The sequence below is a fragment of the Streptomyces geranii genome (assembly GCF_002954775.1).
GTDB lineage: Bacteria > Actinomycetota > Actinomycetes > Streptomycetales > Streptomycetaceae > Streptomyces > Streptomyces geranii.
Genome location: NZ_PJME01000034.1, coordinates 91162 through 106327 on the forward strand (window position 1 = coordinate 91162; position 15166 = coordinate 106327).

Genomic DNA, 15166 nt, shown 5'->3' on the forward strand with positions numbered 1-15166 from the left:
ACGAGGAGGTCATCCCACATGCCGGTACGCCCCACGGGCCGCCCCAGGAGGCCCGTTACCCCGGACAGCCCGCCGGCTGTGCGGGAGTTGGCCGTGCGCCTGCGGGAGTTGCACAAAGCCTCGGGCCTGACTCTCGGGGAACTGTCCCGACTGCTTCCGACGCACATCTCGACGTTGTCGCGGGCCTCCTCCGGTCGGATCGTGCCGAGCTGGGAGATCGTCGAGGTCTTCGCCGACGGCGCACAGTTGGACGCGCCAGACCGCGCCGACCTGAGGCTGCTGTGGGAGCGAGCGAGAGAACAGACGGGGCGGAGCACGGAGGTGCCGGAGACTGCCGGGGCCGGGAGCGGCTCGGATCCGGCGCACGCGCTCCTGGGCCACCACCAGGACTTCGACCGCTCGGCCGCACTGATGAATCTGTATCAGGCGGCGGGCGCGCCCTCCCTGCGCCAGTTGGCGGACGAGTCCGGCCACCCGCGCTCCACCGTCCATCGCGCCGTCACAGGGCGGTCCCTGGCAGGAGCGGCGAACATCGCCGAGGCCCTACTGTCCCGCCTCCCGGAGGAACGCCGCCCCTCATGGGCAGCCGAGATCAAGGTCCTCTTCGGGCCGCCCCCCGCTATCCCCGCACCGGTACCGCCACCGTTCGAGGTCAAGGAGGGCAACGCAACTTCGCAGGCACACCAGGCCTTGGTCGAATTCAGGCGAGCACTCCGGGAATTGCGAAATCTCGTTGCGCACGGCGACATCGAACTCAGCCCGGAGATCGCCCATAAGGTCCTGCTGCTTCAGGCCGAACTCGAAGTGGCAGACGCAACCGTCACCGCTACCGCAGGCAGCGGAAAATCGGAGACCTTCATCCGTGGGGCTCTCAACGGCCTGCGGGAAGAAGACCAGCCCGGGTCCAACGACCACTCCGTCGGGGACGGCCTGCGCCCCGCAAAGACGACCAGGTCCACGCAGACGGACACCGGGTGGGAAGCATGACCGCGCTGGCCAGTTCCGTGCTCGTCCCGCCGACGGCCGCGCAGTCGGCACCGGTCAGGCTGCGGCTCGATCCGCGCGACCTGTGGCCGGAGCACGCCCGGAAGCTGTACGACCACCTGGTCGGGCTGTACGGCGAGGACGACGTGCTGCCCACCCTCGCGGCCTCCTGGATCGCCCACCAGCGCTCGGCGAACACGCAGCGCGCGTACGCCCGGGGCTTCAAGGTCTTCGAGGAGTTCACCCGGGAGCACGGCGCGCACCCGATGGCGGTGAGATTCCGCCTCGCCGACACCTTCCGCCTGTACCTGCAGAACACGCCCACCTGGGTGCGGGTCAAGGGCGGCCGGCGCGGCGAGCTAGCCCGCACCGGCAAGCCGTACTCGGACGCGTCCCGGGCGAACGCCCTATCGTCGGCCTCCTCCTTCTTCACCTACCTGGACACGGTCAGCGACGACGGGGTGAAGAACCCCTTCGACGCCGTGCAGCGCCCGGTCATCGACCCGGACTTCTCCCCGACCGAGGGGTACACCGAGCAGCAGTGGGTCGCGCTGCTGGTCACCGCGAGGGACCACCACCGGGTCGCCGCGTATCGCAAGCGCGCGTACGCGCTGCTGCTCGTCCTCTACACTTGCTGCCTGCGCATCGACTCTCTACTGACCGCGAAGGTCGAGCACCTCGGCTACGACAAGGGCCACCACGTCATCAAGGTGAAGGTGAAGGGCGGCGGCTGGAAGAAGAAGCCGATCCCGCCGGTGGCCTGGGACGCGCTGCAGGACTACCTCGACGGTCGCACCGACGGCTGGTTGTTCGAGACGGCGACCGGCGGACAGCTCGACGAACCGGCCGTGTGGCGGCTGCTGCGCTCCCTGGCGAAGCGGGCCGGGCTCGGCGACATCCTGCACCCGCCCCACGGGGTCAAGGTCGACGCCATCACCCACGCCCTGGCGAAGAAGGACGCGCGACCGGACAAGATCCAGCGCTGGGCCGACCACAGGGACAGCCGCACCACCCAGCGCTACAACCGGCGCAGGGAACTCCTCGACGACAGCCCCGGCTACGGCCTCGCCGCCGACGTGGCCGGCGCCTTGGACCACGGCACGGCCTGACCGAAGTGATGGACGGCGGTCGTCACTGGGCGGGGGTGCGGGCGGCCTGGGTAAGCAGGCGCTCCCATGTATGGGTGGAACTGCCGAGCTGCTTGGCCAGGGCAGCAGCGAGGTGTGAGCGAGGGGGGTTCCAGGGCAGGGCGCAGCGCTTCGTGGAACGCGCGCAGGGCCCCGGTGATCCGGTCGTCGTCTGCGTAGTTCTCGCCGACCGCCGTGAACACATCTTCCACCGCTGCGGCGAGTCCCGGCTCCTGGCGCCTCATCAGCGGCGTGACGGCCGCCGCCGCACGGCTGAGGGGTGCCGTCAGCTCGGCCGCCGCTGCCGTGCTCTCCCGATCCCACTGGTTGATCACGGTGGATACGGCGTGGTTGGCCTCCGCGAAGGCCAAGTTCCCTGGAGACCGGGCGTAGGCCGCGGTTCCAGCGATCAGCAACCGCATGACGAGCACCGCCTTCGCTCTCCGTCCGCCATACAGATGGTCATGGGTGTTGCCCGCGAGCTTCACCGAGAGCACCGCCGCAACGAACTCGTTGGCCTGGGCTTCGAGCGCGGCCCGGTCCTCCGCAGCCTCCTTGCGGGCCTCCGCCCGTCGGTTACGTCTTTCGTTCTCCCACGCTCCTAGGAACCAGGAGAACCACGGCGCCGACCGCGCCGACCGCGCCGACCGCGCCGGGCACCGCGTCGAGAAGTGCATCGTCCATGTGCACCTGGACACCGCAACGGGCCTGCAAGGTTCCAGCGACACCTACGCCGGTCGGACAGGACGTCGCACGTCACGCCCGGCAGCGCGGTACGCTCTCGCCCGGCAAGATGCGTACGCCGCCCGCCGACACCAGCGCCCACGCCGCGAGGTGATCGACCGGCCAAGGTCCTGCGGGGCCCGCTTCCCCCGGCAGCACCTCGATCCGGCGGAAGCGTGGGAGACCGCCAGGAGCGAGCATCAGATGCCACGGAACCAGTCGACCGCCGCACAGCGGGCCCGTCAGCGACAGGCTGCCGCCGGTACGAAGTACACAGCCGCCCTCCGAGCCGAGACCCGGCCCACCGTCGTGCACACCATTTTCAGTGCGGCCGGCGCGGGCTGGGCGCCCATCATCCGGCGGGCGGAGCGTGAGCTTGACGAGGTATGGCCCGGCCACCCCACACCGCACTGGGAAGAGAAGTACGGCGACCTGGTCTGGAAGAGGTATCTCGGTGACCAGAGCCGCGAGGTACGGGCAGTGATCCACCGGGCGACCCGGGAAGCGGCATCCGCCTGCCAGACCTGTCCGTCCCCCGGCCGCAAGCGCGTCGTCTGGAGCGGTGAGGACTGGGGCGGCATGCCGTGGGTGAAGACCTGCTGCGACACCTGTTATTACGTACCGCCGCACGAGCGTTCCGGCCAGGAGTACCGGTGGCTCGTCGAGAACTACGAAGACCGGAGCTGACGGCCAGACGTCCGGCGACCCCGAGGCGATGTGACGCACGTCACGCAAACACCCGGGAGGGCCCGGGGCCTGACATGGGTGTCAGAGCACTCTGGTGCTCCTCTGCCCTTCGGGCAGGGGTCTCGACCGTGAAGGACAACCGCAGTGAGCAAATCCAAGCGCTGGCGAAGGCCCGACCAGGAGCCGCACACCCTGGGTGAGCCCTCGCCCTCGCTGTCCCCACTGGCGCGGGAGCAGTGGGAGGAGGTCAGGCGCCACGAGACGGCCCTCCGCCGGTACACGCGGGCGTGGGCGACGGCCGAACACGAGACCGAGGTCTTCGCGGAGGCCACGAAGAACCTGCACACGAGGCTGGAGAACACCGGCCCCGTCACGGGCAGCGTGATCGCCTACATGAAGACGATCTGCCGGCACGAGGCGGGCCAGCTCCGCAAGAAGATCGCGGAGCGGCATAAGCGCCTTCTCCTCGTCGGGGACGACACCGACCTCCCGGAGACGGAGGACTCGGTCACCGCCGAGGACACCGTGGTGCTGAAGGAGATCGGGGAGTCGCTGGCCGGGAAGCTGCTGCTCCTCAAGAAGGTGCTCAGCGGCCAGCAGTACATGGTCTTCGTGCTCGCCGAGGCCGAGGGCATGAACTCCTTCGAGATCAGCAGGGCGTTGGGCGGGGAGGTGTCGCCGGGCGCGGTCCGCCAGTCATTGAAGGCGGCCCGGGACAAGCTGAAGCACCCCGTGACCCGCGCGCGTCTGGGGGTGTCGCCCCCGGTGAAGTAACTGTTCCCCCGGGTGCACGGGGCGCTGGCCGGGCAGCGTTCCGCGCACGCCGGGGGTGGGTTGCTTCACCCACCGCTCGTGAAGGAGAGAACGAGAATGAAAACGAAATTGGCCGCCTGCTCTGTGGCAAGCGTCGCCCTGTTGGTCGGGTCGCGCCTAACGCTCGTCGGGGCCATGGCCGCGGACGTGGTCGACCGGGTGCTGCTGTTCTTCACCCCGGTGCCGCGGAAACGGCCCGCGCGTGACTCGACGATGACCTTGACCGCGCTCACGCTCACCGCGCTGCACGCCTCGCGGGGGGCCGGGGAGGGCAACGGCAGGAACAACTGATCCACCCCTCGGGCCGGGGTCCTCCTCACACAGGAGGGCCCCGGCCCACTGATATGTGTGCCGGCGCGCAACGTGCGGGACCGGGCTCGCGGCGAGCCAGGCAGAGGGGCCGCTCGGATGCCGGGCGCCCCCGACTAAGGGGTCAGGACCAGTGCACATCACGTTCGACTTCGGCACCGTCGTATGGACGGTCGTGGGGATCCTCACCGGGTTCGGCGTCTACCAGTGGACCCAGCCGACCGCCCCCACCGCGCCGACGACGCCGCCCGTGGGCATGACCAAGGGCGAGCGGCTGGTCTTCGCGCTCACCGCGGCCGTGGCGGTCATCACGATCGGCGGCTACCTCTCGGGCGGCGTCGAGAAGATCGAGATCGACAAGCCCGTGCCGACGGCCACCGTGACCGCCCAGTCCAGCCCCGGGGCCCGGTCTCCGCACGGCTGGCCAGGGCGCTGAGCGCACCTAAGGGCCTTCCCCAAACGCCCGTTTTTGCTTCGACGGGCCAAGGAAGCAATCACACTGTTGTCCACTACTGGACATGTACAGTAGTGGACATGTTGAGAACCTATGCCGTGCTCGTCACCCCGCAGGACCGCCCCCCGGCCCTCATCGGTCCGTTCATCGCCAAGACCAACGCCGAGCGCTACGCCGAGCGGATCGGGGCGTTCGAGAGCCGACGCACGGCGAGCAAGGTCGACGCCTTCGTCGTCGTCGCCCACCCGAGCCACGAGCACCTCGACCCGCGGCTGCCCACCGATCCCTGGACCCTGGGCCAGCTCATCGACGAGGAAGAGGACCAGGACGTCTTCCCCGATCTGTACTCCCGCCTCACTGCCCAGCTCGGGGGCGACGTCGCGGCGGAGGTCTGGAGCCGCGCCACCGGGTGGGACGCGGGCGAGGACTCCGGCCGGGAGCAGCTCCTCGCCTCGGCCGAGGACTGGCGCACCCAGCGCCTCGGCGCCGCCCGCGCCCTCAAGAGCATCGCGGTCGAGCTGTGGAACGACGGCATGGAGAACGTCCAGGACATCAGGCGCGCGACCGGCCTTTCACGGACCACCGTCTACGAAGTTCTCCGCGCGTCCGGCATCGACCCCGCCGCGCGTGATGGCGGACAGTGAGAAGCCTTGTCGATCGCACGCAGGAGTGGCCGCCGGGTCTTCCCGGCGGCCACTCCCGTTACTGCCGGACCGGGCGTCAGGCGGTGCTCTCCAGGAATTCACGGACGACCGGCACGCCTTGGCGTACGGCGAGTTTGGAGCGCAGGTCTCCTAGGGTGGATGTGCCGCGTGCGGAGGTGACGCCGCCCATGTGCTCGACGGCCCGGTGGGCGGTGTCGACGGCGCCGTCGAGGTCTCCGAGCGCGATCCGGGCCTCGGCCTCCCTCGCGAGGTAGATGGCCGCGCCGCGGGGGAAGTCGTCCTCGCGGTAGGTGTCGCTGCTGCGCCGGCGGTCCTCGGCGGCGGTGAACTGGGTCAGCGCCTCGCCCGGGTGGCCGAGGTTGAGGGCGCAGGACCCGGCCAGCATCCGCAGTTCGCCGAGGTTGACCCAGTACACGCAGTCCGGGTCCTCCTCCGGGGAGTGGTCGCGAGCGCGGTCGTAGGCGTCGAGGGCGGCGTTCTGGGCATGGGCAGAGGCCCGGGTCTCCCCGGCGTGCGCGTGGGCGCGGGCGAGCCGGGCGTGGAGCATCGCCGTCATCCTCGGTGAGCCGATCCGGCGGGCCTGGGCGAGCGCGCCGTTGACCAGGTCGGCCGCGCCGTGCGGGTCGCCGGTCGAGTAGCGCATGATCGCCCAGAAACCAAGGGTGTTGGCGGTGACGACCGGGTCGCCGGACGAGGCGGCCGACCGCAGGGCGCCGAGGTAGTACTCCTCGGCGAGGGCGTGATGGCCGGAGTCGTACGCGGTCCACGCGCAGATCCGGGCCGCTTCGGCGGCGGCGCCGTACAGCTGGCGGGCGGTCTGCTCGGTGTGTGCCCTCGTTTTGAGGGTGGTGGTGATCAGCCGGAGCTGTGCGCGGGCGGAGGCGTGGACGTGGCCGGAGCCGAGCTGGTCGTCCTGGCGTCGCAGGATGGCGAGGGCCTTGTCGAACAGTGCGGGTGTCTGCGGGCCGATGCGGCGGCCGTGGGAGCGGGCGGTGGCTGGCTCGGCGGTGGCGGCACCGGCGAGCAGCGGGGCTATCCCCGTGACGACCAGGAATCCCCTGCGTTCCATAGGCCCTCCTGTGGAGGCGACGCGGTCCAGTAACTCGATCGTGGTCTGCGGGGTCCATGCGGCGTCAAGCAGCTGCCGCTCCCGGATGCATGCCAGTTTCAGGAATTCGGGCCAGGGTCGGGCCGTGAGTTCCTCCGCCGGGATGCGGTGCAGGGCCGCCATGGCTCGCTGGGCGGGCATCTCCGGGGTGATGCCGTACCGCGTCCAGCGAGTGACCCGCTTGCGGTCCTTCGTCGCGATCCGCCCGTACCCGAGCCTGCGGTACTCGGCGTCCAACCGCGTCAAGTAGTCGGTGGCCGACCAGCCGTTGAGGTGGAGCAGGTAGGTCAGCGGATGCCCGTCGGTCTCCACCCCCTCATGGTGCCCGCTCCGGCCAGGGGCCGACACCAGACGTACCGATCCCGTCCCCGGCATGGGAACGCCTGGTAACGCCGTGGGAACACCTGGGCACGGCGGACCGCCTTCCGGACCTGCGGGAACACCGGCGAAGGTGACCGCCACGCTCGTGGAAGGAGAGGTCAGTGCAGATCACCCCGCAAGCCGCCCGCCGCCCTGTCGGCGCCGCCCCGGACGGTCAGGATCGATACCCGACGCGCCTGCTGTACCTGCTCAACGTCTCGAATCCGGACCGGCTGTCGGCCGACTCGGGCTTCACGTTCGCCGACCTGCTCGCCCCGGCCCTGACGGACGCCGGAGCGGAGGTGACCGTGGCGGCCCCGGTCCCGGCCGGGGACCGGAGGGTGGGCTTCGAGCCCACGGTGTCGCCGGCCACGAAGTACCGGGCCCGCTTCGACCCCGGCATCCACGACCTGGCGGACCTGGTGCGGCGTACGCGGCCGGAGGTGGTGGTGGCCAACCAGATCGAGGCGGCCCCCGCCGTCCGCGCCGCACTGCTCGAAGCCGGAACGGACGCGCTGATCGCCGGGTACTGCCACTACCTGCCGTTCTCCTTCTCCGGTGACGGGCGGCTGGTGGCGGACCCGTCGCTGGACGACGGCGGACTCGGGCCCGCCGTGATGCTGGCGTTCGCCGCCGGGCTCGCCGCGTGCGACCGCGTCCTCGTGCACTCGGCGACGTCCGCGTCCTGGACGACGGCCGCCGCCGCCCGGATGGGCGTGGACCTCGCCGGGAAGCTGCACGTCGTGCCCGCCCCCCGTGACGGGCGCCTGGTCCGCGACCCGGCCGACGTCGCCGTACCGCAGGGCCGGGCGGCCGGCGTCTACGGCCACCGGCTCTACGCCCACTACGGCACCGCCGACTTCACCGCCCTGGCCCGCCGCCTGGCGGCCGAAGCACCGGTGACGCTGACCGTGCTGGACCTGTTCGGGACCCGCAGCCCGGAGCGCGTCCGGCTGGACGCGAGCCCCGAGCGGCACCGCGACGAACTCGCCTCCCTCGACGGCGTCACGATCGCCTCCGACCGCGGCGACCGCGTCCGCTACCGCGATCTGCTGGCCGGCGCCCATTTCGGGATCGCGCCGTTTCGGCCGGGGTGCCCGTGGTCGATGAGCGTCATCGACTGCCAGGGCATGGGCCTGCCGGTCATCGCCCCGCGCACCGGGTGGCTGGCCGAGCACATCGACGAGGACCTCCTCTTCGACACCGGCGACCAGGCCGTGGCCATCGCCGTCCGGCTCGCCACCGACGGCGAGTTCTACCGGCTGCACGCCAAGCGCGCCCACGCCTCGACCGCCGACCTCACCCCCGCCCGCGTGGCGGCCCGCTACCTGGAGGCACTGCGATGACGACGCTGTTCGACGCGGTGATGCTGTCGTACGACGAGCCCCTCGCCGACCAGCTGCACGCCCGCCTCCAACGGATCCTCGGCATCCGCGTGAAACGGCTGCACGGCGTTCAGGGGATGCGCCGGGCCTACCGGCTGGCCGCCGAAGTCGTCGACCACGATCAGTTCCTTCTCGCCGACGGCGACTTCGTCCTGGACGACGACTTCGCGCTAACCGCCGTGGGGCCGCTCGCGGACGGGGTGTCGATGCGGGTGTGGCGGGCCCGCAACCCGCTCAACGGCCTGATCTACGGCTACGGCGGGCTCAAGCTGATCCGCTGCTCCGCGCTGCGCGACCTCGGCGACGCGGTCGACGTCCTGGCCGCGCTGCCCGGCCGGGTCGAGTTCACCCCCGGCATCGCTGGTACCACCCGGATCAACCAGTCCCCGTATCACGCCTGGAAGGCGGGTTTCAGGGAGTGCGCGATGCTCTCGCGCGGCAGCGAGTACGGCATGGGCGACGCGGAGACCGCCGAGCGGATCGCGGCGTGGACGGCGGGCGGGGAAGGCGAGTTCGCCGAGTTCGCCGTCGCCGGGGCCCGCGAGGGCATCGCCTTCGCCCGCGAAGCCGCCCGCGCCCCGGCCCTGTTCGGCCAGCTCAACGACCCCGGATGGCTGGTCGCGCGGTTCACCGCCGGCCACGAACGTCAGGCCCTCGCCGGATGACCGCCCTGGTCGCCCTGGTGCTCATCGAGCCCGGCGCCCACCGTCCGGGCGGACACCGTGAGCACACTCTGACCGCGCTGGCCGCCGCGCACGGCAACGCGGTGGTCATCGCTCCGTACGGCGTCGCCGGACAGCTGCGGGCCGACCTCGCGGCGGCCGGGGCCCGCGTCACCGGTCCCACCGGGACGGTGCCCGCGCTGCTGGCGGCGGCCGGGACGCACACCGCGGCGCTCGCGGCGTCCGGTCGGCGGGCGTTCTCTTCCCGCCGCTGGCCCGGCGCCGTGCGCCGCCTCCCGCACCAGGTCATGGCGCTGTCGCGCTGCTTGACCGAGGCCGCCTGTGTCCGCACCGGCCACCGCCTCACCGGCGGCGCCGCGACCGTGGTGGTGCTCAGCGCGAGCGAGGCCCTGCACGGCACGGCCGGGCTGCTGGGCGGGCCGCACGTCCGGTTCGTGCACGAGGTGGTCACCACTGAGGACGCCCCGCTCCGGATGTTCGGACGGCTCACCCGCCGCGGTGAGCGGCGGGTCCTGACCCTCGCCCCCACCGCCGCCATACAGGACGACCTGCGCCGCCGCTTCTCCCGACTGCCGCTGACGGTGCGGCCGTTCGCCGTCGCCGACCCGGGCGACCGGCTCACCGACACCGAACGCGCGCGGGCCCGGGACGCCTTCGGCATCCCGGCCGACGCGACGGCGGTGTGCCTGGTCGGCGGCTGGTGGCCCTACAAGGACCCGGGCGTCGTGGGCGCCGCCCTCGCCCGCCTCGACGTCCCCCTGCACGTCCTGGTCGCGGGCGGCCCGGCCACTCACGCCCTGCTGAAGACCTGGGCGGCCCTGCCGCACGTCCGCCTGCACGTGTGGCCCGGCCCGCTGCCCGGGGCGGCCGTCCGGGAGGTGTACGCCGCGTCCGACGCCGCCCTGGTCACCCGGCGGCCCGGGGTGGCCAAGGAGAGCGGCCTGGTGGTCGACGCCGTACGCCTCGGCCTCCCGCTGATCGTCTCCGACCACGACCCGGCGCTCACCAAGGCTCTGGCCGGGCACGACTGGGTCCGCCTCGTCCCGGCCGGCGACAGCCGCGCCCTGTCCGACGTCCTGCGCGACCTGACTCGCTCCCCGCTGCCCCGGCCCGCCGAGAGCACGGCCGCGGGCCTCGGCGTGCCCACGGCCGCCGGACAGGCCGCTTTCCTCACCGAGCTGAAGGAGCCGTGCTGATGCCCGCCCTGCCTCCGCTGGTCGCCGTGGTCGGCGCCGTCGAACCCGCCCTGCTCACCGCGTGGGTGACCCACTACCGCGAGCTCGGCATCGAGCGGTTCCACCTCGCCTTCCACTTCCCCGACCACGTCACCCCCGACCGGCGCCACCAGGTACAGGCGGCCTGCCGGGAACTGGGGATCGCCCCCGGCCTGGTGAGCTGCGGGCCGTGGCACGAACACACCAACCCCCGGCTGCGGGACGCCCTGCGCGAGCGCGCCGGCGCCGGGTGGCACCTGCTCGCCGACGCCGACGAACTCCACACCTACCCCGCCCCCCTCGCCGAGGTGATCGCCACGGCGGAGGAATCGGGGACCGGCACGGTGGGCGGGCTGATGCTCGACCGGGTCACGGCCGACGGCCACCTGACCGGCTGGGACCCCGGACAGGGCCTGGACGCCGCGTATCCGCTCGGCGGCTTCCTCACTCACCGGCTGCTGCGCGGCGACCCCCGAAAGATCGTCCTCGCGCACTCCAGCGTGCCCGTGGCGTCCGGCAACCACCGCGCCGAGGGACACCGTCCCGCCAACCGGCCGCCGATCGTGGTCCATCACTTCAAATGGCGCGACGGCGTCCGCGAGGACGTCGAACGGCGCGCGGCGTACTCGGCGGACGGCACGTGGGAGACGACCTCACCGGCCCGTCTGGCGGAGGCCCGGCGCGTCCTGGGCCACCTTCGGCGGCACGGCGGCCGGATCGCCGTCGGCTCCGTCCGGCTGGGCTTCCGGCCCGTCACGCTCGCCACCGTGCCCACCTGGTGGGCGGCGGAGGCCACCCGGCTGGTGACCACCTGGCGGCCGACCGGCGGCGCGGCGGGTCAGAACGAGCCGGGCTCGATGACCTCGACCTCACCCTCGTCATGAGGGGCCTCGAACCGGGCGTAGAAATCGTCAAGTGCCTGGGGGGAGACGGTGAGAGCGTTGCCGTCCTCGCGCCGGTTGCGCTCCTCCAGGCGCCGCAACAACTCCTCGCGGGGGACCGGGAAGTACAGCGTCCGGGGCCGCCCGCCGGCCTCGACGACGAGCTTGCGCCACTCCTCACGGTCCGAGCGCAGCCACAGCCCGTGATCCAGCACCACGTCCCGCCCGCCCGCGACCAGCGCGACCAGCTCCTCGCGGACCTCGGCGACCACCGGGGCCTCCAGCGCGAAGTAGTCCCGCTCCGGATAGTCGACGCCGTAGCGACCGTGCCGCTCGTACACCCGCTCGTCCACCGACAGCCGCACCGCACCGCCGGGCTCCAGCCGCCGTACCGCGAACGTCGTCTTGCCCGACCCCGTCAGCCCCACCAGCAGATACACCACCGGCCCCGACTCCCCGGACACCGCCGCCTTCACCCGCGTTCCTCCCACGTCCGCCGGAATGCTCCCGCACTCCAGCCTGCCACCCTCCCTCCCGCCGCGCGGCCGGATCGGCCACGCCCCCACCCGGAAGGCCAGCCGTGATCTCGCCCTTGCTGCACGCCTTGCGCGCCTACGTACGGCACCTGCCCGCCGGCCCCGGCACGCCCCGGCTCGCCGCCCGCCTGAGCAACCACCTCAAGCACCACCCCCTCACGACGACCGCCCGCACCGTCGACGGCACGGTCTTCCCCGTGGTGACCAGCGACGTCATCCAGCGCTACCTGTGGCTGTTCGGGGTGTGGGAGCCGCACCTGACCGCCTGGATGCGCTCCCGCCTCGCCCCGGGCGACATGGTCGTGGACGCGGGCGCCCACACCGGGTACTTCACGGTGCTGGCCTCCCGCCTCGTCGGGCAGACGGGCCGTGTCGTCGCCATCGAGCCGTCCCCCGCCTTCCACCAGGCCCTGACGGAGAACGTCGCGGCCAACGGGTGCGGCAACGTCCGCACCGTCAACGCCGCCGTCTCCGACGCCCCCGGACGGCTCACCTTCTACCTGGAACGCTCCACCAACCTCGGCGGCACCACCTCCGTCCGCCCACGCACCGTGGAAGCCGAGTTCGAGGCCGACGCGGCACCCCTGCCCGATCTCCTCACGAAGGAGGAACTCGCCACCGCCCGGCTGATCAAGATCGACGTAGAGGGCGGCGAGGCCGCCGCCGTACGCGGACTCGCTCCCGCCCTGAACCGGCTACGGGACGACGCCGAACTCGTCGTCGAGGTCACTCCCCGGACCCTGGCCAAGCAGGGACAGAGCCCCGACGACGTCCTCAACCCGCTGCGCGAACACGGCTTCCACGCCTACCGGATGCCCAACGACTACACCGCGTCCAGCTACCCGGCCGCCCTCCGCCACCCCGCGCCGCCGGTACGGTGGCGCGGGCCCATCATGGAGATGAGCGACCTGGTCTTCTCCCGCGCGGACGCCGAGATACTCCCGCCGGAGCGGCATCAGGCCGGGCAGCAGTCCTGATCCGCGAGCAGCCGACCGGACGTGTGCACCGCTCAGCGGAACTCCGGTGACCGTGCCGGACACCCGGGGGAAGCTGTGCCCCTCGGTTACGCCGCCAGCTCGGGGTGGCGGGCCTTCCTCCGGACCGCCGCCTCGACTCCGAACCGGGGCTCTTCCTTCTGCACCGCATACGTGCTGACCGCGAGTTGGGCCTCCCTCGCCCGTGTGCGCCACTCCGCCCAGGCATCCTCGTACGCAATCGTCTGCTCATCACTCCACGCTGCCGCCGCCGGGGACATCGGCCTCCGCCCCGCCAGCCGTACGGATGTCCAGGAGCCAGGCACCCGAGATCTGCGACGCGGCCGACCCCGGAGCCGAAGGAGCCCCTCCCGAGGGAGGGGCTCCTTCCGTCGGGTACGCCGTCGGCGTCGCTGAGCACGGCCTGGCCCGGTGATGCCCCGCTATCTCGGGGGCCGAGAAAGTGACAGGCATGTGAGGCACGCAGCCCTCACTGTCCGTGCCTGACAGATATCTGTGGGCTGTTCAGACACGTACGGCACGTTCGGAGCACGTAGCAGGCTCGGCAACACTCCCTGTCACGGCCGTTGCTCGAACCGCCACGGGTTCAGAGCACGTCTTGGTTCGTGCCTGCCCGACACACACCCGCGGAGCCGCAACACCATGAGCACACCCCCACCGCCCTCCTGGCCCCACTGCGGGCACGGCGCGGAACCGGTCACCGACCCGGTCGGCTGCCGCGGCATCCACGTTCCCGGCCGCACCTTATGCCTGGCCCATCTCACCGAGGCTGACCGCACTGCCTTCCTGGCCAGCCTGGCACCCGGCGCCGACATCGACCACCGCGGCACTCCCTTCACTCCCCAACTGTTGACCGCCCTCCTGAACGCCCTCGAAGACCCCACCACCAACACCCCCCACGTCGGCATCGCCTGGTTCGACGAGGCGCAGTTCTCCGGCGACGCCCGGTTCGGCAGGGCGCGGTTCTCCGGCGACGCCTGGTTCGTCAGGGCGCAGTTCTCCGGCGACGCCGGATTCGACGCGGCGCAGTTCTCCGGCGACGCCCGGTTCATCGCGGCGCAGTTCTCCGGCGACGCCCGGTTCGACGAGGCGCAGATCTCCGGCGACGCTTGGTTCATCGGGGCGCGGTTCTTCGGCAACGCCCGGTTCGTCAGGGCGCAGTTCTCCGGCATCGCCCGGTTCATCGGGGCGCGGTTCTCCGGCATCGCCTCGTTCGACAGGGCGCAGTTCTCCGGCATCGCCTGGTTCATCGGGGCGCGGTTCTCCGGCATCGCCTCGTTCGACAGGGCGCAGTTCTCCGGCGACGCCGAGTTCGACAGGGCGCAGTTCTCCAACAACGCCCAGTTCGACAGGGCGCAGTTCTCCGGCGGGGCCGGGTTCAGTGGGGCGCAATTCTCCCTCGGGGCCGGGTTCAGTGGGGCGCGGTTTGAGGGTGTGTCGGTGTTGGGTCCGTTGGTGTGTGCGGGGCGGGTGGTGTTGTCGGGGGTGGTGTTTGTACTGCCGGTGACACTGGAGATGGCTGCGCGGTGGGTGGTGTGCGAGCGGACGAGGTGGGAGTCGACGGCGACCGTGCGGGTGCGACATGCGGCTGTGGATCTGAGTCACGCGGTCCTGACCGCGCCCACCGCGGTCATCGCCCACCCCACTCCCTTCATCAATTACGGCAGCGCGGTCAGCGAGGCGCTGCTGGCAGGGTCCGGCCCGGGGCCGGTCCTCACAGACCGGGTGCGGGTTGTCTCGGTGCAGGGCGTGGATGCCGCGCACCTGGTGCTGACCGACACCGATTTGACCGAGTGCCTGTTCTCCGGCGCCTTTCACCTCGACCAGATCCGTCTGGAAGGCCGCACCACCTTCGCCGACGCCCCCACCGGCTGGCGCCGCCGCGGAGTGCGGCCCGTCCGCTTCACCCGTCGGCGGGTCCTCGCCGAGGAACACCACTGGCGTGCCCATACCGCCGGCCCCGCACCCCACGGATGGCATCCCGGGCCGCACCCCACCGACCCCGCCCACACCCCCGACCCGGAATACGTCGCCGCGCTGTACCGGCAGCTGCGCAAGGCGTTCGAGGACGGCAAGAACGAACCCGGCGCCGCGGACTTCTACTACGGCGAGTGCGGTGCGGCCTGAAAGCCGCTCAGGTCCAGTGAAGACATTCCAGAGGAAGGAGATCTTCCCCGCCAAGTGACCAAGGTGGCGGGCCCCCGGCGAGGCGTGCAGGACTGGTAACGGACCTGTGCGAAGC

16 protein-coding genes are annotated in these 15166 nt (G+C 71.8%); 13 read left to right on the forward strand and 3 right to left on the reverse strand.

Features of this window, described 5'->3' with window-relative positions:
- Positions 1-18 precede the first annotated feature (18 nt).
- Positions 19-987, forward strand: a complete 969-nt coding sequence (locus CW359_RS30980; RefSeq protein ID WP_105973496.1) for a helix-turn-helix domain-containing protein — start codon at positions 19-21, stop codon at positions 985-987.
- The gene (locus tag CW359_RS30985) at positions 984-2093 is read left to right on the forward strand and encodes a tyrosine-type recombinase/integrase (protein WP_105973497.1); all 1110 of its coding nucleotides are present in this window, start codon (positions 984-986) and stop codon (positions 2091-2093) included. The genes CW359_RS30980 and CW359_RS30985 overlap by 4 nt, the downstream gene beginning before the upstream one ends.
- On the opposite strand, the gene CW359_RS45485 is transcribed toward CW359_RS30985, so the two are convergent.
- On the reverse strand, positions 2042-2788 hold the full coding sequence (locus tag CW359_RS45485; RefSeq protein ID WP_157968666.1) for a hypothetical protein: 747 nt from the start codon (positions 2786-2788) through the stop codon (positions 2042-2044). The two genes, CW359_RS30985 and CW359_RS45485, sit on opposite strands and share 52 nt — an antisense overlap.
- A gap of 250 nt (positions 2789-3038) precedes the next feature.
- Here CW359_RS45485 and CW359_RS30995 point away from each other — a divergent pair, with 250 nt between their 5' ends.
- From CW359_RS30995 to CW359_RS31015, 5 genes are all read left to right on the forward strand, one after another.
- Positions 3039-3521, forward strand: a complete 483-nt coding sequence (locus CW359_RS30995; RefSeq protein WP_105973498.1) for a hypothetical protein — start codon at positions 3039-3041, stop codon at positions 3519-3521.
- 144 nt (positions 3522-3665) lie between these two features.
- Complete coding sequence (locus tag CW359_RS31000) at positions 3666-4295, forward strand: RNA polymerase sigma factor (protein WP_105973499.1); 630 nt, start codon at positions 3666-3668, stop codon at positions 4293-4295.
- Between the two features lie 96 nt (positions 4296-4391).
- Positions 4392-4625 (forward strand): hypothetical protein, encoded by a 234-nt coding sequence (locus tag CW359_RS31005; protein WP_105973500.1) that lies wholly within the window; start codon positions 4392-4394, stop codon positions 4623-4625.
- A gap of 151 nt (positions 4626-4776) precedes the next feature.
- Positions 4777-5079: a hypothetical protein gene (locus tag CW359_RS31010; RefSeq protein ID WP_105973501.1), complete on the forward strand. Its 303-nt coding sequence runs from the start codon at positions 4777-4779 to the stop codon at positions 5077-5079.
- 98 nt (positions 5080-5177) lie between these two features.
- A complete protein-coding gene (locus CW359_RS31015; protein ID WP_157968667.1) occupies positions 5178-5741 on the forward strand; it encodes a hypothetical protein in 564 nt (187 codons plus the stop codon).
- Between the two features lie 76 nt (positions 5742-5817).
- Here the strand turns inward: CW359_RS31015 and CW359_RS31020 are convergent, their stop codons facing one another.
- Entirely contained in the window at positions 5818-7182 is a 1365-nt protein-coding gene (locus CW359_RS31020; protein WP_105973503.1) for an NsdA family TPR-like regulatory protein, read from the reverse strand.
- A 170-nt stretch (positions 7183-7352) separates the two neighbouring features.
- Between CW359_RS31020 and CW359_RS31025 the strand changes: the two genes are divergently transcribed.
- The 4 genes from CW359_RS31025 to CW359_RS31040 are packed head-to-tail and all read left to right on the forward strand — an operon-like array spanning position 7353 to position 11396.
- Positions 7353-8576: a glycosyltransferase family protein gene (locus CW359_RS31025; protein WP_232838678.1), complete on the forward strand. Its 1224-nt coding sequence runs from the start codon at positions 7353-7355 to the stop codon at positions 8574-8576.
- On the forward strand, positions 8573-9280 hold the full coding sequence (locus CW359_RS31030; protein ID WP_105973504.1) for a hypothetical protein: 708 nt from the start codon (positions 8573-8575) through the stop codon (positions 9278-9280). Before CW359_RS31025 ends, CW359_RS31030 begins: the two co-directional genes overlap by 4 nt.
- Complete coding sequence (locus CW359_RS31035) at positions 9277-10494, forward strand: glycosyltransferase family protein (RefSeq protein WP_105973505.1); 1218 nt, start codon at positions 9277-9279, stop codon at positions 10492-10494. Before CW359_RS31030 ends, CW359_RS31035 begins: the two co-directional genes overlap by 4 nt.
- Complete coding sequence (locus tag CW359_RS31040) at positions 10494-11396, forward strand: glycosyltransferase family protein (protein ID WP_105973506.1); 903 nt, start codon at positions 10494-10496, stop codon at positions 11394-11396. The genes CW359_RS31035 and CW359_RS31040 overlap by 1 nt, the downstream gene beginning before the upstream one ends.
- Here the strand turns inward: CW359_RS31040 and CW359_RS31045 are convergent.
- Positions 11351-11884 carry a P-loop nucleotide/nucleoside kinase family protein gene (locus tag CW359_RS31045; RefSeq protein WP_232838679.1) on the reverse strand — a complete coding sequence of 178 codons (534 nt, stop codon included), beginning with the start codon at positions 11882-11884 and terminating at the stop codon, positions 11351-11353. The genes CW359_RS31040 and CW359_RS31045 overlap by 46 nt on opposite strands.
- A gap of 89 nt (positions 11885-11973) precedes the next feature.
- Between CW359_RS31045 and CW359_RS31050 the strand changes: the two genes are divergently transcribed.
- Positions 11974-12906, forward strand: a complete 933-nt coding sequence (locus tag CW359_RS31050; RefSeq protein ID WP_232838680.1) for an FkbM family methyltransferase — start codon at positions 11974-11976, stop codon at positions 12904-12906.
- A gap of 660 nt (positions 12907-13566) precedes the next feature.
- Complete coding sequence (locus CW359_RS31060) at positions 13567-15051, forward strand: pentapeptide repeat-containing protein (RefSeq protein WP_105973508.1); 1485 nt, start codon at positions 13567-13569, stop codon at positions 15049-15051.
- Positions 15052-15166: the final 115 nt, after the last annotated feature.

Bases quoted from the DNA above. Each gene is read 5' to 3' on its own strand.
- CW359_RS30995 (WP_105973498.1), top strand. From the start codon at position 3,039: ATGCCACGGAACCAGTCGACCGCCGCACAGCGGGCCCGTCAGCGACAG.
- CW359_RS31005 (WP_105973500.1), top strand. From the start codon at position 4,392: ATGAAAACGAAATTGGCCGCCTGCTCTGTGGCAAGCGTCGCCCTGTTG.
- CW359_RS31040 (WP_105973506.1), top strand. From the start codon at position 10,494: ATGCCCGCCCTGCCTCCGCTGGTCGCCGTGGTCGGCGCCGTCGAACCC.
- CW359_RS31030 (WP_105973504.1), top strand. From the start codon at position 8,573: ATGACGACGCTGTTCGACGCGGTGATGCTGTCGTACGACGAGCCCCTC.
- CW359_RS30980 (WP_105973496.1), top strand. From the start codon at position 19: ATGCCGGTACGCCCCACGGGCCGCCCCAGGAGGCCCGTTACCCCGGAC.
- CW359_RS45485 (WP_157968666.1), bottom strand. From the start codon at position 2,788: ATGCACTTCTCGACGCGGTGCCCGGCGCGGTCGGCGCGGTCGGCGCGG.
- CW359_RS30985 (WP_105973497.1), top strand. From the start codon at position 984: ATGACCGCGCTGGCCAGTTCCGTGCTCGTCCCGCCGACGGCCGCGCAG.
- CW359_RS31035 (WP_105973505.1), top strand. From the start codon at position 9,277: ATGACCGCCCTGGTCGCCCTGGTGCTCATCGAGCCCGGCGCCCACCGT.
- CW359_RS31015 (WP_157968667.1), top strand. From the start codon at position 5,178: ATGTTGAGAACCTATGCCGTGCTCGTCACCCCGCAGGACCGCCCCCCG.
- CW359_RS31060 (WP_105973508.1), top strand. From the start codon at position 13,567: ATGAGCACACCCCCACCGCCCTCCTGGCCCCACTGCGGGCACGGCGCG.